The organism is Streptomyces sp. NPDC085946, assembly GCF_044540485.1.
GTDB lineage: Bacteria > Actinomycetota > Actinomycetes > Streptomycetales > Streptomycetaceae > Streptomyces.
In genome coordinates this window covers 1-20029 of the sequence record NZ_JBITSF010000002.1, presented here as the reverse complement: position 1 = coordinate 20029, position 20029 = coordinate 1, and the positions used below count along the sequence as shown (strand labels likewise).

Genomic DNA, 20029 nt, shown 5'->3' with positions numbered 1-20029 from the left:
CTGAAGGCCCAGGGCCGGAACTCATGGAGTTCCGGCCCTGAGTCGTTTCCGCGCCTCCCGTCGGCGGTGTGCGGGCCGTCACCGGGCCGTGGTCACACTTAGTGAGCGAACCGCGCCGCTCCGCAGCACATCTGACGGACCATCAGAGCATGTGGGTTACATGAAGTGAGGTCAACTCGCCCGATTTACGGTGCCGATGACGGGTAAGTCCACGCGGAAATCGTTAATGATCAAGCGGAACAGCTTGGAATCAGCGCCCTGCGTACATTAACGTTCGATAACGCAGCGCGGTCGTCCCAGCCGTCACAGGAGACGGCTCCGTGCGCACGCGCCGAATCCCGCGAGGGAACCGGGGAACCACCACCTTGGGGTGAATCACGCGGATGCCGCCGTGGAGACACGGCCGGTATACGCGCGTAGGAGACCTTCCCGCTCCGAACCCGTCAGCTAACCCGGTAGGCGGAGACGGAAGGAAAGGAGTACGCCCACGTGGCGTCCAACAGGCCTGCCCCCGAGGCCCCGCACGTGCCCGGCCAGCGCAGCACCGACACCTTCGGGTACGGCGCTCCCGGCACCGACGAGGGCCCGTTCCAGGAGTGGAACCCCACCGAGGAGTCCATCCGCCCGGTCCGCGGCAGGCACCGCGTCGCCAAGCAGCGCGGCGGTCTCGCGCGCAGCTCCACCGTCCTCGGCGTCGGCGTCATAGCCGCCGTCGGCGCGGGCGGCATGGCCAGCGCCCAGACCGGCAAGCCGCCGGTGTCGATCTCCATGCCCGACCTCCCCAACGTGGGTTCCCTCCTCTCGGACGAGGAAACCCCGCAGGAGTCGGCCACCCCGCTCAGCAGCGTCGGCATGACCTCCGTCGACACCGCGCAGGGCACCGCCGACGCCGGCGAGGCGCTGCGCGCCCGGATCATGGCCCAGGCCGAGCAGCAGCAGGACCAGCTCGACGCGAAGGCCGCCGCCGAGGCCGTGGCCGCCGCCGAGAAGGCCGCGCAGGAGGCCGCCGCCAAGGCGGAGAAGGAGGCCGAGGAGAAGGCCGCCGCCGCCAAGGCCAAGGCCGAGGAGGAGGCCCGCAAGAAGGCCGAGGCCGAGCGCCTCGCCGAGCTGGCCAAGCAGTACACGCTGCCGACCTCCTCGTACACGATCACCTCCACCTTCGGCCAGGCCGGCGCCTACTGGTCCTCCGGCTACCACACCGGACTGGACTTCGCCGCGCCCACCGGCACCCTCCTCAAGGCCGTCCACAGCGGTACGATCACGTCGGCCGGCTGGGACGGCTCGTACGGCTACAAGACCGTGCTCACCCTCGACGACGGCACCGAGATCTGGTACGCCCACCAGTCCTCCATCAGCGTCAGCGTCGGCCAGAAGGTCACCACCGGCGACGTCATCGGCCGGGTGGGCGCCACCGGCAACGTCACCGGGGCCCACCTCCACATGGAGGTCCACGTGGACGGCTCCGCCAACGGCGTGGACCCGCTGGCCTGGCTGCGCGGCAAGGGCCTCACCCCCTGACCCGGACCCCGGCGGTCCTGACGGAGTCCCCCCGACGTCAGGGCTGCCGGCCGGCCGCGCGCCGGCGGTGCGGCACCGGGCGGAATGCCGCCGTCCGGTACACCTGTTGACGAGGAGCATGACTCCTCTGCGCACACTCGGCTCGTCCGACCTCGAGGTCTTCCCGCTCGCCCTCGGCGGCAACGTCTTCGGCTGGACCGCCGACGAGGCGACCTCCTTCGCCGTCCTGGACGCGTACACCGCCGCCGGCGGCAACTTCGTCGACACCGCCGACTCCTACTCGGCGTGGGCCGAGGGCAACCGGGGCGGCGAGTCCGAGACCCTCATCGGCAAGTGGCTCAAGGCGCGCGGCAACCGCTCCGACGTCGTCGTCGCCACCAAGGTCAGCCAGCACCCCGAGTACCCGGGCCTGTCGGCCGCCACCATCAAGGCCGCCGCCGACGCCTCCCTGCGCCGCCTCGGCACCGACCACATCGACCTCTACTACACCCACTTCGACAAGCCCGAGGTGCCGGTGGAGGAGATCATCGGCGCGCTGGACGAACTGGTGCGGGCGGGCAAGGTGCGCCACATCGCCGCCTCCAACATCACCGCCGAGCGGCTCCGGGCCTCCCTGGAGTTCTCCGACCGCGAGGGCCTCGCCCGGTACGTGGCCCTCCAGCCGCACTACAACCTCGTCTCGCGCGACACCTACGAGGGCGGCCTGCAGGACCTCGCCGAGCGGACCGGACTGGCGGCGGTGCCGTACTCCGCGCTCGCCTCCGGGTTCCTCACCGGCAAGTACCGGCCGGGCGCGGCCGTCGACAGCGCGCGGGCGGGCAGCGCCGCCCGGCACCTGGAGACCGAGCGGGGGCGGCGGGTGCTCGCCGCGCTGGACGAGATCGCCGGGGCGCACGGCGTCCCCGTCGCGACGGTCGCCCTGGCCTGGCTGGCGGACCGGCCGACCGTGGTCGCGCCGATCGCCTCCGCACGGACGGCGGAGCAGCTGCCGGCCCTGCTGGGAGTGGCGGAACTGCGGCTCGCGCAGGAGGAGCTCGACCGGCTGACGGAAGCCTCCGCCCAGCCGTCCCCCGAGAGGTCCTAGGAGCGGTACGGGTTGTACGCCGGGTACGGCACCGGGTGGCCGTACCCGCCGTGCACCGGCCAGGGCGGCACGGTCGCCGGCACCACGGGGGCCGTCGCCCGGGCCGCGTGGTCCAGCGCCGGACGGGCGGCGTCCCGCCGGCTCCACAGCTCCCGCAGCAGCTCCCCCTCCCGCACGACGAAGTCCGCGCCGGCCCGGCCGCGGCGCCCGCGGTGGCGCAGGAACGCCAGCGAGGTCGCGTACGCCTCGTACTGCGCCACCGCCCGGGCCGCCTCCCTGCCGGCGTACCGGCGTGCGTACTGCCGGGCCAGGCGCCGCGCCCGCATCGAGCCGAGCGCGAACGGCTCGGCCGGGGTGAGCCACCCGGTCACCGCGTAGGCGGGCAGTTCCTCGCGCACGGTCCGCAGCTCGCGCTGCCGCGTCCAGATCACCAGCCAGGTCAGCACCGCGAACGTGGGCACCATGAACGTGGCGTACACGGCGAAGAAGCCGTACTCGCCGAGGGTCGAGGAGCCGTTCCACAGGGCGTGCAGGCCCATCGCGAGGAGCAGTCCGGACAGGGGGAACAGCAGGCGGCGGACCCGCTGCCGCTGTGCCGCGAGGGCGGAGACGCCGAAACCGAGGCCCGTGAGGACCGTGAAGAGCGGGTGCGCGAACGGCGACATGACGATGCGGACGAAGAAGGTCGCCGCCGTCACGGAGGCGATGCCGCGGTCGCCGGTGAGCTGGTCGGTGCCGAAGGCGGTGCCGAGGTAGAGGATGTTCTCGGTGAACGCGAAGCCGGTGGCCGTGACCCCGGCTATCACCACGCCGTCGAGGATCCCGGTGAAGTCGCGTCTGCGGAAGAGGAAGACCAGCAGGACGGCCGCGGCCTTCGCGGACTCCTCGACGACCGGGGCTATCACCGTGGCGCCGAGGGTGTCGGCGCCGGAGGGGTCCGCCGTCGCCGTCGCGATCCACCGCGTGGCGAAGCTGTTGGCGACGATCGCTATCAGCGCCGCCGCGCAGGCGCCCCAGGCGAACGAGAACACCAGGTGGTGCCACGGGCCGGGCTCCACCCGGTCCAGCCACCGGAACGCGGCCACGAGCAGGGGCACCGGGAGGACGGCGAGGCCGAGCCCGACCAGGAAGCCCTCGGTGCCGGTCTGCTGACGGACCAGGGCGAGGATGACGAGCCCGGACAGCGCCAGGAGCGTGCACAACGCCCCGTACCGCACCCAGGTCCGCTGCCACCAGTGCGGGTGCCGCAGGCCGCCGCGGACGGGCGCGCCGCCGCCGGGGTGTGTCGGGTACGGGGGACAGGTGGCCACGGCATGACCCTAACGAGGCAGGGGCGCCGTCCGCCGGGGTGCGAGGCGGGGTCAGGCGCCGGCGGGGGGCTTGTCTTCGCGCGGTGCGTGCTGCTGGTCCAGGTGCTCTTCCACCTGCTGCCCGTGCGGTACGCGACGGAAGAGCAGATCGTTCACGACATGACCCTTGTCCAGTCCCTGACCCTCGAAACGGGTCAGCGGGCGGAACTCGGGGCGTGGCGCGAAACCGCCCGCCGCCTGCGTGTTCTCGAAGTCCGGGTGCGCCGTGAGCACGTCGAGCATCTGCTCGGCGTACGGCTCCCAGTCGGTCGCGCAGTGCAGGACCGCGCCGGGCCGGAGGCGGGAGGCGGCCAGGGTCAGGAAGGCGGGCTGGATGAGCCGGCGCTTGTGGTGGCGCTTCTTCGGCCAGGGGTCGGGGAAGAAGACGCGCAGGCCGGCGAGGGAGTCGGGGGCGAGCATCTCGCGCAGCAGGATGATCGCGTCGCCGTTGCCGACGCGGACGTTGGTCAGGCCGGCCTGATCGGCGAGGTTGAGGAGGTTGCCCTGGCCGGGGGTGTGGACGTCGACGGCGAGGATGTTGGTGCCGGGGTCGGCGGCGGCCATCCGGGCGGTGGCCTCGCCCATGCCGAAGCCGATCTCCAGGACGACGGGGCGGGTGTTGCCGAACAGCTCGGCGAGGTCCAGGCGGTGCCCGTCGATGTCGAAGCCCCACCGGGGCCACAGCCGCTGCAACGCCTCCGCCTGACCCGCGGTGACCCGGCTCCGGCGGGGCTGGAAGCTCCGGATCCGCCGCTCGAAGTGCGACCCGGCGGGATCGGCCTTCGGCCCGTCCGGGAAGCGCGGCTCCCCCTTCGGCCGGGTGTGCCGCAGGGACGGTCCGGGCAGGGGCCGGGGGGCTTCGGGGGTGTTCACGGAGTCAGTCACAGTGGGGTCGATTTTACGGCGGTGCCGGGGGGCGGGCGGGCGGGTGATGCCCGGGACGGTCCGGGCGGTGGCTCCGGCGGGAGTGGGTGACGCCTGCGGCGGCCCGGGCGTGCCGGGCTCCTCCGGGCGCCGACGGGGACTTCGACCCGGGCTTCGACGCGGGCTTCGCGATGCCGCTCCGGGCATCGACGCCGGGCTCCGCCCCGGGCACCGGTGCCGGGCACCGGTGCCGTGCCCCGCTCACCCGCCCAGCACGGCCAGTGCCCTGCGAGCCACCTCCCGGCCGATCGGCAGCGAGGCGGTAGCCGCGGGGGACGGCGCGTTCAGCACGTGCACCGCCCGCGCCCCCTCCCGGATCAGGAAGTCGTCCACCAGCGTCCCGTCCCGCAGCACCGCCTGCGCGCGCACCCCCGCCGCCGCCGGAACCAGGTCGTCCTCCGTCACCGCGGGCAGCAGCCGCCGCACGGCCCGGGTGAACGCGGTCTTCGACAGGGAGCGCCGCAGCTCGCCCGCCCCGTACCGCCAGTGCCGCCGCGCTATCCGCCAGGAGCCCGGCCAGCCCAGCGTGGCGCCCAGCTCGCGCGGGCGGACCGTGCCCCAGCCGTACCCCTCGCGGGCGAGCGCCGGCACCGCGTTCGGCCCGACGTGCACGCTGCCGTCGATGCCGCGCGTGAGGTGCACGCCGAGGAACGGGAAGGCCGGGTCGGGCACCGGATAGACCAGGCCGCGGACCAGCTCGGGGCGGGCCAGGTCGTAGTACTCGCCGCGGAAGGGGACGATCCGCACGCCGGGGTCGTCGCCGGTCAGCCGGGCGACCTCGTCGCAGTACAGGCCCGCGCAGTTCACCAGGACCCGGCCGCGCACCACGTCCCCGCGCGCGGTGAGCGCGGCGACGCCGAGGTGGGGGCGGCGGTCGACGCGGACGACCCGCGCGCCGTAGCGGATGTCCGCGCCGGACGCCTCGGCCAGCCGGCGGGCGACGCCGGTGTAGTCGCAGACGCCGGTCGTCCCGACGTGTATGGCGGCCAGGCCCCGCACGTCCGGCTCGTACTCGGCGATCTGGGCCGCGCCCAGCTCCCGCACCGGTATGCCGTTCTCCCGGCCGCGCTGCACCAGCGCGTGCAGGCGGGGCAGCTCGGCGCGGTCGGTGGCGACGATCAGCTTGCCGGTCACCGCGTGGGCGATGTCGTACTCGGCGCAGAACTTGACCATCTCGGCGGCGCCCCGCACCGCGTAGCGGGCCTTGAGGGAGCCGGGGCGGTAGTAGATGCCGCTGTGGATGACGCCGCTGTTGCGGCCGGTCTGGTGGCGGGCCGGGCCCGGCTCCTTCTCCAGCACGGTGACGTGGGTGCCCGGCGCGGCGCGCGTGATCGCGTACGCCGTCGACAGGCCGACGATCCCGCCGCCGATCACCAGCACGTCACAGTCGTATGCGCTCTGGGCCCGCACCTGTTCCACCTCCCGGCTCCGATAGTGCACTGCGCCACTGACAATGCCCTCAAACCCGGGAGGCCGCCCGACTCAGGCCGGGGCCATCAGCAGCGGCCGGGCGCGCTCGCGCAGCTCGACCACGCGCGGCTCGTCGCCGTAGGGCTCCAGCCGGTGCAGGAGGTCCCGTACGTACTCGGTGGTGCGGGCGGACGAGATGCGTCCGGCCACCTCCACCGCCCGGACGCCCTGCTCGCAGGCCGCGTCCAGGTTGCCCGACTCCAGTTCGGCGACGGCCGAGACGACCAGGCGCAGGCCGTGCGAGCGGACGAACTCCTCCGTCGGCCGGGACAGCGCCTGCTCGGTGAAGCGGCGGACCTGGCGCGGGGCCTTCAGGTCGCGGTAGCACTCGGCCGCGTCGGCGGCGAAGCGGTCGTAGGAGTAGAAGCCGAGCCAGCTCGGGTCGTGGTCGCCCGGGCGGGCGCGCTCCAGCCAGCTCTCGGCCGCCTTCAGGGCCGCGCCGGCCGCCTGGGCGTCCCCGGCGCGCGCGTGCGCGCGCGCCTCGACGAGGCGGAAGAAGCTCATGGTGCGGGCGGTGGCCAGGCCCCGGTTGCGCTCCAGGGCGGCCTGGGCGAGGTCGACGCCCTCGTCGCCGAAGCCGCGGTAGGTGGCCTGCAGGGACATCGTGGCGAGGACGTACCCGCCGAGGGGGACGTCCGCCGCGGCCCGGGCCAGGCGCAGCGCCTGGATGTAGTAGCGCTGGGCGGCCTCCTGCTGGCCGGTGTCGAAGGCCATCCAGCCCGCGAGGCGGGTGAGTTCGGCGGAGGCGCCGAACAGCGCCCGGCCCACGTCGTCGGAGTAGGAGCCGAGCAGCAGGGGGGCCGCCTCTACCCGCAGGCACTCGGGGACCATCGACGAACGCCAGTCCCCGCCGCCGTACTTGGAGTCCCAGCGCCGTGCGTCCTCGGCGGCCTCGCGCAGCTTCTGCACGTCGCTGTGGCCGACTTTGATCGGTGCGCCGGTGCCCTCCGCAGGGTTCGCCTCGCGCGCCACCGAGCTGTCGGCCGGGGTTATCAGCCACCGCGAGGCGGGCGTTGCGTATGCGCTCACTGCGAACGAGCCGGCCAGCGACTGCCAGATGCCGCCGGAGCCGGCGCGGCGCCCGGCGAGGTCGAGCCGGTACAGCTCCGTCGCGGACCGCACCGCCTGTCCGACGTCGCGGGGGAAGGCCAGGCCCACCTCGGGGGCGGGGTCCGCGTCCGCCAGGCCGATCTCGTGCAGCGGCACGGGGCGGCCGAGCTTCTGGCCGATGGCGGCGGCGATGAGGTGCGGCGCGGCGCCCTGCGGCACCATGCCCTTCGACACCCAGCGCGCCACCGATGTCTTGTCGTAGCGAAGTGTCAGGCCGCGCTGGGCGCCGAGGTCGTTGACGCGCCGGGCGAGGCCCGCGTTCGAGATTCCCGCGAGGGCGAGAACGGCGCCGAGTTTTTCGTTCGGCCCGCGTTGCTCCCTGGACATGCGCCACCCCTCGACACAGACGGCTGCCGCGATGGCATAACCACGCGGCATTCGTAAACCCAGCGTAGTTCGCCGCATCCCAAGCGTTAAGGGGCATTGTTCCGGATGGCGGGATTGTGGTCCGTACTGAAGTGCGGGTCCGATACGCGCAGTCGCGACGTGCTCCCGGTGTGTGGCCGTGCGCCCGCCCGTGCGCTCTTCTCCGGCCATCGCGGGAGCGGTTCCATGGTCCTCGCGTGGGTCGGCCCGCTGTACTGGATCCAGTGGGCTGGGGGACACCGCCGCCTTCATCCCCGCGGGTGGCGGAACGGTCCGGGAGGCGGCCTCCGTCTCCCGGGCTGCGCGACCGCCGGGCGGTCCGCAGGGCCTGTACGGAGCGTGTTCGCCGCCGTTTCCACCGCTCCGATTTGGCTGAAAATAGACCCTGTTCTGCGTGGGTCGACATCGCTTCTACCACGGCACTTGACGGCGCGTTGAGGCTTTCGGGGGCGCGCTTCGGGGCGCATTCACATCGCACGTCTCGTCTCGTACGGGAGCGACGCGATGGCGTGGCCGGTGTCCGCCGGGGCGCGGACGCGCACGCCGGGGCGCATTCGACGGAGCGCGAGCGGATTCGCGCACCCTCTACGGCGTGTCCTTCATGGCAGCATGGTGAGCCAGTTCGTACGGTGCACTGGTTGTCCACAGCCTGTGGAGGCGTCGATGCGGTGGTTGGTGGGTTGGAGCAGCACCGCCGCGGGCTCCGTCCGGGCCGGCTCCGCGGGAGCCGCCGGACACGGCACCGGGTACGGCGCCGGACACGACGGAGAGATCGTGCAGCCGGTGGGCTCCCAGCTCCTGTGGGACGGCCCCGATCCGCTCTGGGCGGTCGGCGACTGGCGCCCCGACGAAGTGCGCGTCGTCACGGCCGACGCCCAGACCCGCATCGCCGTGCTCGGCACCTGCGGCGCCTCCGACGAGCAGCTGCGCGTCGCCCTGTTCGCCGCGCGCGGGGGCGCACTGCGGCACCTGACCGCCTGGCCCGGCAGCTACACGGCCGTGGTGCAGGTCGGCCGCCGCGTCACCGTCTGCGGCGACCTGGCGGGCGCCCGGCCCGTCTTCCACACCCCCTGGGCCGGCGGCACCGCGTACGCGACCGCCGCGCTGCCGCTGGCGGACCTCGTCGAGGCCAACCTCGACTTCGGGCACCTCGCCGCGCTGCTCGCCGCCCCCGACGTGCCCGCCGCGCTGCACGACTCCACCCCGTACGACGGCGTGAAGCGCGTTCCGCCGGGGCACGCGCTCATCCTGCGCACCGGGGCGCGCGAGATCGCCGGGTACGAGCCGGTCGCCTCCCTCGCGGTCGCCGCGCCCCCGGCCGACCCGGACAGCGCGGTCGACGCCGTGCGGGACGCGCTGGTCGAGGCCGTCCGCACCCGGCTGTCCGCCCCCCGGCACGTGCCCGGCGCCGGCATCGACCCCGGCCCGGTGCCCGGCATGGGACCCGCCGAGCGGCGTGCCGCGCGCGGGATGCCGGTGCCCGGCATCGGCGCCGACCTGTCCGGCGGCCCCGCCTCCGGAACCCTCGCGCTGCTCGCGGCCGGGCTGCCGGGCATGCCGGGCACGGTGCTGGGCCACGGCACCGGCGCCGGCGAGCGGCTGCTGGCCGTCACCTTCAACGACCTGACCGCCGGCGGCCGGGAGGCCGAGCTGGAACGGGCCGGCGCGCTGGCGGCCAACCCCCGCCTGCACCACGTGGTCGTGGCCGGCGGCGAGGAGACCCTGCCGTACGCCGACCTGGACGGGCCGCTCACCGACGAGCCGGGGGCGTGCCTGGTCACGGCGGCCCGGCACCGGGCCCGGCTGGCGTCCGGCAGCGCCGACCACTTCACCGGCTACGGCGCGCGCCAGGTGCTGGACGCCCACCCGGCCCGCCTCGCCGACCTGCTGATGGACCGCAAACGCCGCCACCTCGTCCGGCCCGTGGCCGCACTGGCGAAGGCGGACGGCTCGGTGATGGTCCCCGCGCGCGTGTACGCCGCGGCCCGGCGACTGGCCCGTACGCCGTACCGGACGGGCCTGGAGGCCCTGGCCGAGCGCCTGCTGGACCACCGCACGGACGACTCCGACACGCCCGGCGGGGCGGTGGAGGCCTCGCTCGCCGCGCTCACCTGGGGCAGACCCGGACCGGCGGCGCGCTGGCTGACCGGGGAGGCGCTGGCTGAAGTATCGGTTCGCCTCCAGGCGTCGACGCACCGCTCCGACGTGGGCCCGGGCCAGCGGCCCGGCGACTTCCGGGCGCGGGCGGCCCTCGCGCGGTACGCGGCGGACGTCCGCGTGCTGGAGCAGGCCGCGGAGATCCGCTTCCAGCGGCTGCACGCGCCCTTCCTGGACAACCAGGTCGTCCGGGCCGCGCGGGCGCTCCCCGAGGCGCTGCGGGTGCAGCCGGGCGCGCGGGCGGCGATCCTGCGCCGGGTGCTGGAGGGCGCGGGCGTACGGGAGGTGCCGCCCGGCTGGGGCACGCCGACCCAGGCGACGGCGGCGGCCGCGGCGCGCACCGGGCTGCGGGTGGCCGCGGACCCGCTGCTGGACCTGTTCGAGACGCCGCTGCTGGCGGAGGCGGGGCTGGTGGAGGCGCGCGTGGTCCGCAAGGCCCTGCGCGGCGCGGCGGCCGGCGAACCCCTCCCGGTGGACGGGCTGGCCGACCTGGTCTCCCTGGAACTGTGGCTGCGCCGGCTGCTGGCCCGCCGCGGCACCTGCTGGACGGGCACACCGGCCCGCCAGCGCGCGGTACCCGCGGGGATCGCCCCGCAGCGGGGTGCGCTGGGGGCGGGGGCCGGGGGGCGACGGGTCTGACGCCGGGCCCGCCCCGGCGCGGACGGCTCCGGCCCGGGCACGCCCCGGGGGCCGTCGTTCGGATCACGCCGCGGACGCGGGGCCGACGACACCCGGCCGATCCCCCGCGACCTGGTCCGAACGGCAGCCCCTAGTCGCAGACGAACCGGGACTCCGCCCAGTTCGCCAGTGCCGGGGTGCCGAGACGGCTGTGCGGCTCGACCACCAGCCGTACGGTCGTGCGGCCGGTGAGGTCCACGTGGACGGGGACCGCCGCGTGACCGCCCGTCAGCACCCCGGACCTCCACAGCGGGACGCCGTCAGCGTGGACGGAGAAGGACACCGGGCCGAGGTGCCCGGTCAGATCGTCGACGCCGACCAGCGCCCGGTACGCGGTGCAGGAGCGGTTGAGGTCGACGGTGACGGAGGAGCGGCCGTGCACGGTCACGCCGTGCGCGTAGGACCGGCCCGCGATCGACAGTCCGTGCCGCCGCCACACCCAGCTGCTTTGCGCGATCCGCATCTCGGGCCCGGTGCCGTCGCCGGCGACGTCGTACGGCAGCTCGCTCCACCGGTGGACGGCAGGGGCGGGCGGTGCCGGGGTCGAGGTCGGCGACGGGACGGGCGGGGGAGCCGTGCCCGGGGCCGGCGCGGTGCCGGGTGCCGAGGACCGGGGCGGGGCGGACGCGGCCGGGGAGGCGGGCTCCGGGGACGGTGCGGGGGCCGCCGGCTCGGGCGTGCGGGCCGGGGCGTGCAGGGGCACGACCGCCGGGGGCCGCGGATCGTGCGCCGCCCCGGGGGGCGCGGGCGTGTCCCCGGCGGGGCGCCCCGCCGGGGAGGAAGAGGAGGAGGAAGGGGCGGCCGGGGAGGGGCCGGCGGCGGGCTTGCCGTCCGGTGCGTCGTCGCCGGCCGGGACGAGCGCGAACGCGGCCGCTGCCGCCGCGGCGACGACACCGGCCGCGATGCCCGCCTTCGCGGGGACGCCCAGCCCCTCGGAAGCCGCCGCTCCGCCGCCCGCACCACCGCCCGCCCCGCCGGAGGAGCCGCCCGCGGCGGCCGCGCCCGCGGCACCGGCGGCCGCGCCCGCGGCACCGGCGCCCGCACCCCCGGCGACGGACCCGGCCACCTTGGCGTACCCGGCCGTGCCGAACCAGCCGATGACCGCGACCGGCACGACGGCGGGGATGCCGCCGGCGACCTCCTGGATCTGGCTCGCGGCCAGCCGGCACCTGGCGCACTCCGCCAGGTGCCGGCGCAGACCCCGTTCGGCGCGGGTGCGGAGCCGGCCGCGGGCGAAGGTGCCGAGCCGGTCGGCGTGGCGCGCGCACTCCGCGTCCCCGGCCAGGGCGGCGCTGACGTGGGCCTGGAGGTAGGCCTGCTTCAGGCCCTCGCGGGCGCGGCTGGCCAGGACGCGCGTGCCGTTGGCGTCGAGCCCGAAGAGCGCGGCGACCTCACTGGGCGACTCGTCCTCGACCTCGGTGTGCCACAGCACGGCCTGCCACCGCTCGGGCAGCGAACGGAAGGCCCGCATCGCCAGGGACTGCTCGGCCTCGTGCATCGCCCGCGCGTCGGCGCCCGGGTCCTGCGTGTCGTCGCGGGACACCCCGGCCCCCCGCACGGCCTGGGCGGCGAACACCGCGAAGTCGTCGACCAGGTGCTCGCGCCGCGCCGACCGCGTCCAGCCGGCGGCCACCCGCCGGACGCAGGTGAGCAGATACGCGCGGACGGCGTGCTCGGGTCCGGAACCGCCGCGCACCGCCTGGAGCGTGCGGGCGAAGACCTCGGCGGTCAGGTCGTCGGCGGTGTGGGCGTCCCGGCAGCAGGTGCGCGCGTACCGGCGCACCGCCTCGGCGTGGCGCCGGTACAGCGCCTCGTACGCCGTGTCGTCGCCCGCGCGCATCCGGCCGATGAGCTCGGCGTCGGAAGGGGGCAGCTCCCCGGGCGGCGGCAGCACGCCGCCCTCGTGACGACCGGTCTGCGAAGACTCTTCGTGACGACCGGTCCGCGAGGGTTCCTCGTGACGACCGGTCTGCGAAGACTCTTCGTGACGACCGGTCCGCGAGGGTTCCTCGTGACGACCGGTCCGCGAAGACTCTTCGTGATGCCTGGTCTGCGAGGGCTCTTCGTGACGGCCGGTCTGCGAGGGTTCCTCGTGACGGCCGGTCCGCGAGGGTTCCTCGTGACGCCCGGCCCGCGAAATCTCCTCGCGGTGACCGGCCCGCGAAGGCTCCGCACGACGGCCGCGCTGCGGGGGCACGGTGCCCCCGGCGACGCCCTTGACCCCGTGGTCCCCACGGGCCCGCCCACCGCGACCCCCCTGACCCGGCACCTGCGGTGCGGCCGGGGCGCCGGCCGTGGCGTCCCCGTCGGCGCGGGACCCGTCCTGCCCGTCGACGCTCACCGCGGCACGCCCCCGCCCGCTGCCCGACCCGTCCCCAACATCGCGCCAGAATCGCACGGTGACCGCTGGTCAGAGCCTCGCGGAACGGATCATCCACTCGTCCGAGGGGACTTGTCGAAAAGAAGTGCCGGCGCACCCCCGTTCGGGGAAGGATGCCGCGGAGTTCCGTCCGGCGCGCGGGCGCCGCAGCGCCCGCGCCCCGTCGTCGCTCCGCGGCCACCGCCTCACGCGGGCCGGGACCGCAGCCCCTCCAGCAGGATGTCCAGCAGCCGGGCCGAGGCGGCCGCCTGCTGCGCCGCGTCCGGCAGCGAGGGCGCGGCCGTCGCGATCACCAGCAGTACGTCCGCCACCGACACGTCCGGCCGCAGCTCGCCCGCCGCGCGCGCCCGCTCCACGAGCCGGCCCACGACCTCGAGCAGCTCCGCCGCCCCGGCGTCGTCCTCCGGCGCGTGGGCCGCCGCCTCGGGCACCAGCCGCAGCTCGCCCGAGCCCGGCTGAGTGCGCTGCTGCGGAACCCGGGCGGCGGTCTCGTCCGCCACCCCGACCCGCAGCACCTGCGGCGGCAGCAGCCGCCCCGCGCCCGACGCCACCGAGGTGCGCAGGAAGCGCGCCAGCGCCGACCACGGCTCGTCCTCCTGGCCGAGCGCCGCACGCGCCTGGTCGGTCAGCCGGGAGGTCTCCTCCTCGGCTATCCGCCGCACCAGGACGTCCTTGCTCGGAAAACGCCGGTACACCGTGCCGACGCCGACCCGCGCGCGCCGCGCCACGTCCTCCATCGGCGCGCCGTACCCCAGCTCGCCGAAGACCTCGCGCGCCGCGCGCAGCACGTGCTCCAGATTGCGCTGTGCGTCCACGCGCAGCGGGGTCGTCCGCGCCGTACCGCCGCGTCCGCCCCCCGCCGCGCTCATCGTCGTGCCGCCGGCCGCCACGGCGGACGCGGACGGCCAATGCGATTCCTGAACATGCATGTGTGTTCCCCCGGTAACGACGTCTCCCCCCGGAGACTCTCCCCGCCATCGAAGCCGGAGCGTGTCGGAACAAGCCCGGTCGCCGAACCCGCCCGTCGCGGACCCGATGAGCGCATCCCCCTACACCCCGTCGACACGAACATAGTTGAGAGGCAGTCAATTCAGAAGGGGCAGATTCCGCACGGAGCGCCCCCCGATCGGAGTACGGGTCGTATACGTCCCCTTTGCCGCCCCCGCACGCCCCCTGCGCACCCTGCCTGACCTGGCCGCCTTGCCCGTGTCGCGGCCCGTCGCCCCGTTCCGCGCGCCCGCGCTGCGCGGTCACACAATTCGTCGGGGCTGTGGACAAACGCAAGCGGCGGGTGCGTCATGGGATGGTGAAGGAACGTGCGCGCATTCTCGTTGTCGGCGGCGGCTACGTCGGGATGTACACGGCCCTGCGCCTCCAGAAGAACCTGCGGCAGGAGCTGAAGCGGGGCGCCGTCGAGATCACGCTGGTCACGCCGGACCCGTACATGACGTACCAGCCCTTCCTGCCCGAGGCGGCCGCCGGCGCCATCTCGCCCCGCCACGTCGTCGTCCCGCTGCGCCGCGTCCTCGGCCGGTGCCGGATCGTCATCGGCGAGGTCCGGTCCGTCGACCACGCCCGGCGCACCGCCACCGTCACCACCCTCGCCACCGAGGAGAAGGGCGGCCCCGGGCAGCGGCTGGCCTACGACGAACTCGTCCTCGCGCCCGGCTCCGTCTCGCGCACCCTGCCGGTCCCCGGCCTCGCCGACCACGGCATCGGGTTCAAGACCGTCGAGGAGGCCATCGGCCTGCGCAACCACGTCCTCGAACAGATGGACATCGCCGCCTCCACCCGCGACCCCGCGCTGCGCGACGCCGCCCTCACCTTCGTCTTCGTCGGCGGCGGCTACGCGGGGGTCGAGGCCCTCGGCGAACTGGAGGACATGGCCCGCTACGCCACGCGCTACTACCGGACCGTCCGGCCCGAGGACATGAAGTGGATCCTCGTCGAGGCCTCGGACCGCATCCTGCCCGAGGTCGGCGCCGAACTGGGCCGCTACACGGTCACCGAACTGCGCCGCCGCAACATCGACGTACGCCTGGAGACCCGGCTGGAGTCCTGTGCGGACCGGGTGGCGGTCCTCAGCGACGGCGCCCGCTTCCCCACCCGCACCGTCGTGTGGACGGCCGGCGTCAAACCCCACCCGCTGCTCGACGCCACCGACCTGCCCCGCACCGGCCGCGGCCGCCTCAGGTGCACCGCGCAGCTGGCGGTCGAGGGCACCGCGCACGCGTGGGCGGCGGGCGACGCCGCCGCCGTCCCCGACGTCACCGGCGCCGGACCCGGCGGGGAGTGCGCCCCGAACGCCCAGCACGCCGTCCGCCAGGCCGCGCTCCTCGCCGACAACATCACGCACGCGCTGCGCGGCGAGCCCCTGGAGACGTACGCCCACCGGTACGCCGGCTCGGTGGCCTCCCTGGGCTTCCACAAGGGCGTCGCCCACGTCTACGGGCGCAAGGTCAAGGGCTACCCCGCCTGGTTCATGCACCGCGCCTACCACCTCAGCCGCGTGCCCACCGTCAACCGCAAGGCGCGCGTGCTGGCCGAGTGGACGCTCGCCGGGCTCTTCAAACGGGAGATCGTCTCCCTGGGATCACTCGAACACCCCCGGGCGGAGTTCGAACTCGCGGCCGGTGGAAAGCCTTCTCACGACCCGCCGGGCAACCCGAAGGGGTCGAACTGACCGGACCCAGGAACTCCACCGGCCGGCCCGGCGTCTGACGGATGTTGGCCCGGCCGGCGCACTGCCAGACTGGTCCACCACCGCGGGCGGGCCGCCGCCCACCCCGGTGCGGCCCCCGGGGCCCCGGCCGGTTCCGGTGCCGGCCGCCGACAACTACACGAGGCAAGGATTCGTGAACTTCACGCGCTGGAGCGCCCGGCTCCCCGGAACGCAGCGCCGCGCCGCGGCGCGGACCGAGCAGGCGGTCTCCCCGGACCGGCGGGGGGAAGGCTCCGTGCCCGCGGCCCGCGCCGAACAGCCGACCGACGAGCCGCCGCCCGTCCCCGCCGTCGACGACCTGCGCGTGCGCGAGGTCCTCGACCGCGTCCCCTCCCTCGCCGCCCTGGTCCACGGCCCCGACCACCGCATCGCCTACGTCAACGACGCCTACACGACCGCCTTCGGCACCCGCCCCGTCGGCTCCCCCGCGCGCGAGGCGCTCCCGGAACTCCACGCCCTCGGCCTGCTGCCCCTCCTCGACCAGGTGCTGCGCAGCGGCAAGCCCCGCACGGTCAAGTCCCGCAAGGCCCCCGACGGCCGCTCCTACACCTTCACCTGCACCCCGGTCACCGAGGGCGGGGGCGGCCGCGGCGTCCTCGTCTTCGCCACCGACGTCACCGACCACGCCGAGGCCGCCGAGCGCCTGCGCGCCAGCGAGCGCCGCCAGCGCGAGACGGCCGTCACCCTCCAGCGTTCCCTCCTCCCGCAGGAGCTCGAACAGCCCGACGACCTGCGCATCGCCGCCACCTACCACCCCGGCGGCACCGAGGCGGCCGTCGGCGGCGACTGGTACGACGTGATCACCCTCGGCGGCGGCCGCACCGCCCTGGTCATCGGCGACGTCATGGGCCGCGGCGTGCGCGCCGCCGCCGTCATGGGCCAGCTCCGCACGGCCGTGCGCGCCTACGCCCGCCTCGACCTGCCCCCGCACGAGGTCCTGCAGCTCCTCGACGGCCTGGCCACCGAGATCGACGCCAACCAGATCGCCACCTGCGTGTACGCCGTCCACGACCCCAACGAGGGCCGGCTGGTGTACTCCTCCGCGGGCCACCTCCCCATCCTGGTCCGCGACGAGCACGGCACGGTCCTGCGCGCCGACGAACCCACCGGTCCCCCGCTCGGCACCGGCGGCTGGATCCACTCCTCCGGCTCGGTCCCCCTCGGCCCCGGCTCGACGGCCGTCCTCTACACCGACGGCCTGGTGGAGCGCCGCAACGAGGACCTGGACGAGGGCATCGCCGCCCTGGAACGCGCCCTGGCCGGTGCCACCGGCACCCCCCAGGTCGTCTGCGACCGCCTGGTCCGCTCGGCCGGGGTCACCGCCGACCACGACGACGACGTGGCCGTCCTGGTCCTCCAGCACCCCGCCCGCACCGGCCCGGACGGCGAGCTCTTCCGCAACGCCGCCCTGGAACTCCTCGGCGGCGTGGAAGCGGCCCCCCGCGCGCGTGCCTTCGCCTCCGGCGTCCTGACCAGCTGGCGCTTCCCCGCCGACCTGCACGACCTGGGCGTGCTGGCCACCAGCGAACTCGTCGCCAACTCCCTCCAGCACGGCACGCCCCCCATGCGCCTGCGCCTGCGTCGCACCGACCGCCGCCTGATCATCGAGGTCACCGACGGCGACGACCACCTCCCCCGGCGCCGCCGCGCGGAACCGGGCGACGAGTCGGGCCGGGGCATCGCGATCGTCGCCACCATCGCGTCGAACTGGGGCTGCAGACGCACCCCGGGCGGCGGCAAGGCGGTCTGGTGCGAGTTCGCCCTGCCGCGCGCGTGAGCACACCCGCGGACACACGGCTGCCCCCGGACGGGCGGTCGCTCGTCCGGGGGCAGCCGCATTCCCCTCACACGTCGGCCGGCACGGGCTCCGCACCCCGGGCCACGACCCGGCTCCGCGCCGCCCACGGCCGGTCCTGCACATCGGTGAGCTCCCGCCCCAGCCGCACGGCCAGCACGGACATCCCCAGCGAGAACAGGAAGAACGCCACGATGTACGGCCCGTGCAGCGACGCCCCGAGCGGCCCGCCCACCGCCGGCCCCACGGCCAGCGCCAGCTGCTTCACCAGGGCGAAGGCGGAGTTGTACTGCCCGGCCATCCCGCTCGGCGCGAGGTCGGCCACGAGCGGCGCGACCGTCGGCGACAGCATCGCCTCCCCCAGCCCGAACAGGGCGTACGTCGAGACGAACGCGGCGGTGGCCATCTCCGGGCTCGCGTCCCCGAGCCCCGCGTAGCCGGCCACTGCCCACGCCACGGCCCAGATCAGCCCCACGGCCGCGATCACCCGCGTCCGCCGGCGCCGCTCCACGAACCGCAGCACCGCGAACTGCGCGACCACGATCATCAGGGTGTTCGCCGCCAGCGCCGTCCCCAGCGCGGAGGTGGAGATCCCGGCCGCCTCGACGCCGTACGCGCTCAGCCCGGACTCGAACTGCCCGTAGCAGGCGAAGAACAGCACGAAGCCCAGCACGCACAGCTGCACCATGGCCCGGTTGCCCAGCAGCTGCTTCCAGCCGCCCCGCGCCGAACCGGCCGGCGCCTCCTCCACGCGCGGCGAGTGCGGCATCCGCACGGTCGCCAGCACCACGACCAGCAGCAGGAACATCGCCGCCTCGATCGAGAACAGCAGCGTGAAGGAGGAGACCCGCGTGGTGTCGACGAGGTGCCCGCCGATCAGGCCGCCGACCCCGAGGCCGAGGTTCTGCAGGAAGAACTGCGTGGCGAACGCCCGGGAGCGGGTATCCGCCGACGAGCAGTCCACGATCATCGTCGCCAGCGCCGGCTGCATCACGGCCTGCCCGGCCCCGAGCACGGCCGCCGACAGCAGCACGGCCGCCGCGCTGCCCGACACCCCCAGGCTCAGCGCGCCGACGGCGGCGGCGACCAGGGCGGCGAGCAGCACCGGCAGCGGGCCGCGCCGGACGATGGCCCGCCCGGCGAACGGCAGCACGATCAGCGCGGCGACGGCGAAGACGGCGAGCACCAGACCCGCCGTCATGGCTCCCAGTCCCCGCACCTGCGCCACGTAGACGTACAGGTAGGGGACGGTGAAGCCGAGCCCGAAGGCGCTGAGTGCGTTCCCCACGTGGATCCGGCGCATCGCTGCGCCCATCGCCCTGGTCACGTTCACCTCTCTCACTAGTTAGCAGTGAAGACTTCGATCCTAAAGTTCGAAGCTAAAGAGTACAGAGAGAAGGACTTCAAGGCAAAGCGTGAGCGTGCGATACTGCCGCCCATGGCCGACACCGCCGGGGCCGCCGAGCCGACCCTCGAAGAGCAGATCGCCGCCTACCAGCGCGAGTTCCAGGACCTCGACCCCCAGGTCGAGAAGATCGTGTCGGCACTGTCCCGCCTGAACCGCCGCATGAACGTGGCGTACGGCCGCCAGACCGCCGCCCTCGGCATCAGCAACGCCGAGTGGGAGGTCCTCAAGGCCCTCGTCCTGTCCGGCGCCCCGTACCGCATGGGCCCGAGCGACCTGGCCAAGCGGCTCGGCCTGACCCCGGCCGCCATGACCCACCGGATCGACCGCATGGTCGGCGAAGGATTGGTGACCCGGGAGAGGGACGAGTCCAATCGCGTTCGGGTGATCGTCGAGCTGACACCTGGGGGCCGTGAGAAGTGGCTGGAGGCGATGCGCCTTGCTTCGGTCTTCGAGGAGGACCTGCTGCAGGACCTCTCCGCCGAGGAGCGCTCGGCCCTCGGCGAGGTCCTCACCCGGCTGCTGCGTAGGGTGGAACACGCCCAGCCGGACGCCGGCGGGCGCCTCACCGACCTGGACTGACGCGGGACGCAAAAGATCTTGACACGGGGTGGTTGACAGCCCCCCGGGCAATCCGTAGAGTTCTTCGGGTTGCCGCAGAGCCGTAACGGTTCTGCGACGGCACTTCCGCCGCATCGAGCGGCACTCACACCACTAGCAAGATCTCCCGACGGGGTTGATTTCGGCGTGCCCGAATTCAATTCGAATAGGGAACTCGACGATCTTGTCGGGGCCGATCGGCGCCGACTTTGGAATCGCCGGGGGAACGCGCTAGAGTTTGAGACGTCGGAACGGCCCAACGGCCGGGAGGACAACCCCCGCTGACCGGGGATCAGGCCCGAAAGGATCTGATAGAGTCGGAAGCGCCGGAAAGGGAAACGCGGAAGCGGGAACCTGGAAAGCACCGAGGAAATCGGATCGGAAAGATCTGATAGAGTCGGAAACGCAAGACCGAAGGGAAGCGCCCGGAGGAAAGCCCGCGAGGGTGAGTACGAAGGAAGCGTCCGTTCC

Annotated in this window: 13 protein-coding genes and 1 riboswitch; of the genes, 6 read left to right on the top strand and 7 right to left on the bottom strand. The window is 74.6% G+C overall.

Features of this window, described 5'->3' with window-relative positions:
- The first annotated feature begins 319 nt into the window (after nucleotides 1–319).
- A riboswitch (cyclic di-AMP (ydaO/yuaA leader) is annotated at nucleotides 320–477 on the top strand.
- Nucleotides 478–489: 12 nt separating this feature from the next.
- Both ACIF8T_RS05655 and ACIF8T_RS05650 read left to right on the top strand, forming a co-directional pair.
- On the top strand, nucleotides 490–1518 hold the full coding sequence (locus ACIF8T_RS05655) for a M23 family metallopeptidase (protein ID WP_400031542.1): 1029 nt from the start codon (nucleotides 490–492) through the stop codon (nucleotides 1516–1518).
- Between the two features lie 118 nt (nucleotides 1519–1636).
- Complete coding sequence (locus ACIF8T_RS05650) at nucleotides 1637–2602, top strand: aldo/keto reductase (RefSeq protein ID WP_400031540.1); 966 nt, start codon at nucleotides 1637–1639, stop codon at nucleotides 2600–2602.
- Here ACIF8T_RS05650 and ACIF8T_RS05645 read toward each other — a convergent pair.
- The 4 genes from ACIF8T_RS05645 to ACIF8T_RS05630 all read right to left on the bottom strand — a co-directional run bounded on the left by ACIF8T_RS05645 (nucleotide 2599) and on the right by ACIF8T_RS05630 (nucleotide 7782).
- Nucleotides 2599–3912: a PrsW family intramembrane metalloprotease gene (locus tag ACIF8T_RS05645; protein WP_400031538.1), complete on the bottom strand. Its 1314-nt coding sequence runs from the start codon at nucleotides 3910–3912 to the stop codon at nucleotides 2599–2601. The two genes, ACIF8T_RS05650 and ACIF8T_RS05645, sit on opposite strands and share 4 nt — an antisense overlap.
- A gap of 51 nt (nucleotides 3913–3963) precedes the next feature.
- Nucleotides 3964–4836, bottom strand: a complete 873-nt coding sequence (gene trmB / locus ACIF8T_RS05640) for a tRNA (guanosine(46)-N7)-methyltransferase TrmB (protein ID WP_400031536.1) — start codon at nucleotides 4834–4836, stop codon at nucleotides 3964–3966.
- Between the two features lie 240 nt (nucleotides 4837–5076).
- Nucleotides 5077–6294 (bottom strand): L-2-hydroxyglutarate oxidase, encoded by a 1218-nt coding sequence (gene lhgO / locus ACIF8T_RS05635; RefSeq protein ID WP_400031534.1) that lies wholly within the window; start codon nucleotides 6292–6294, stop codon nucleotides 5077–5079.
- Between the two features lie 63 nt (nucleotides 6295–6357).
- Nucleotides 6358–7782 (bottom strand): MFS transporter, encoded by a 1425-nt coding sequence (locus tag ACIF8T_RS05630; protein WP_400031532.1) that lies wholly within the window; start codon nucleotides 7780–7782, stop codon nucleotides 6358–6360.
- Between the two features lie 702 nt (nucleotides 7783–8484).
- On the opposite strand from ACIF8T_RS05630, the gene ACIF8T_RS05625 reads away from it, so the two are divergent.
- Nucleotides 8485–10617 (top strand): asparagine synthase-related protein, encoded by a 2133-nt coding sequence (locus tag ACIF8T_RS05625; protein WP_400031530.1) that lies wholly within the window; start codon nucleotides 8485–8487, stop codon nucleotides 10615–10617.
- A gap of 130 nt (nucleotides 10618–10747) precedes the next feature.
- Here ACIF8T_RS05625 and ACIF8T_RS05620 read toward each other — a convergent pair whose 3' ends face one another.
- Together ACIF8T_RS05620 and ACIF8T_RS05615 are read right to left on the bottom strand one after the other, a co-directional pair.
- A complete protein-coding gene (locus ACIF8T_RS05620; protein ID WP_400031528.1) occupies nucleotides 10748–12997 on the bottom strand; it encodes a sigma-70 family RNA polymerase sigma factor in 2250 nt (749 codons plus the stop codon).
- Nucleotides 12998–13221: 224 nt separating this feature from the next.
- Entirely contained in the window at nucleotides 13222–13965 is a 744-nt protein-coding gene (locus tag ACIF8T_RS05615; RefSeq protein WP_400031526.1) for a TetR/AcrR family transcriptional regulator, read from the bottom strand.
- A gap of 374 nt (nucleotides 13966–14339) precedes the next feature.
- Here ACIF8T_RS05615 and ACIF8T_RS05610 point away from each other — a divergent pair, with 374 nt between their 5' ends.
- Nucleotides 14340–15719: an NAD(P)/FAD-dependent oxidoreductase gene (locus tag ACIF8T_RS05610; RefSeq protein ID WP_400031524.1), complete on the top strand. Its 1380-nt coding sequence runs from the start codon at nucleotides 14340–14342 to the stop codon at nucleotides 15717–15719.
- A 172-nt stretch (nucleotides 15720–15891) separates the two neighbouring features.
- Nucleotides 15892–17535, top strand: coding sequence for a SpoIIE family protein phosphatase (locus tag ACIF8T_RS05605; protein ID WP_400031522.1), 1644 nt, complete (start codon nucleotides 15892–15894; stop codon nucleotides 17533–17535).
- 67 nt (nucleotides 17536–17602) lie between these two features.
- Here ACIF8T_RS05605 and ACIF8T_RS05600 read toward each other — a convergent pair whose 3' ends face one another.
- Entirely contained in the window at nucleotides 17603–18868 is a 1266-nt protein-coding gene (locus ACIF8T_RS05600; protein WP_400032337.1) for an MFS transporter, read from the bottom strand.
- A 123-nt stretch (nucleotides 18869–18991) separates the two neighbouring features.
- On the opposite strand from ACIF8T_RS05600, the gene ACIF8T_RS05595 reads away from it, so the two are divergent.
- Nucleotides 18992–19540 carry a MarR family winged helix-turn-helix transcriptional regulator gene (locus tag ACIF8T_RS05595; RefSeq protein ID WP_400031520.1) on the top strand — a complete coding sequence of 183 codons (549 nt, stop codon included), beginning with the start codon at nucleotides 18992–18994 and terminating at the stop codon, nucleotides 19538–19540.
- Nucleotides 19541–20029: the final 489 nt, after the last annotated feature.

Coding starts and splice junctions, on each gene's coding strand:
- ACIF8T_RS05650 (WP_400031540.1), top strand. CDS start 1,637: ATGACTCCTCTGCGCACACTCGGCTCGTCCGACCTCGAGGTCTTCCCG.
- ACIF8T_RS05630 (WP_400031532.1), bottom strand. CDS start 7,782: ATGTCCAGGGAGCAACGCGGGCCGAACGAAAAACTCGGCGCCGTTCTC.
- ACIF8T_RS05625 (WP_400031530.1), top strand. CDS start 8,485: ATGCGGTGGTTGGTGGGTTGGAGCAGCACCGCCGCGGGCTCCGTCCGG.
- ACIF8T_RS05615 (WP_400031526.1), bottom strand. CDS start 13,965: ATGCATGTTCAGGAATCGCATTGGCCGTCCGCGTCCGCCGTGGCGGCC.
- ACIF8T_RS05610 (WP_400031524.1), top strand. CDS start 14,340: ATGGTGAAGGAACGTGCGCGCATTCTCGTTGTCGGCGGCGGCTACGTC.
- ACIF8T_RS05600 (WP_400032337.1), bottom strand. CDS start 18,868: ATGGGCGCAGCGATGCGCCGGATCCACGTGGGGAACGCACTCAGCGCC.
- ACIF8T_RS05595 (WP_400031520.1), top strand. CDS start 18,992: ATGGCCGACACCGCCGGGGCCGCCGAGCCGACCCTCGAAGAGCAGATC.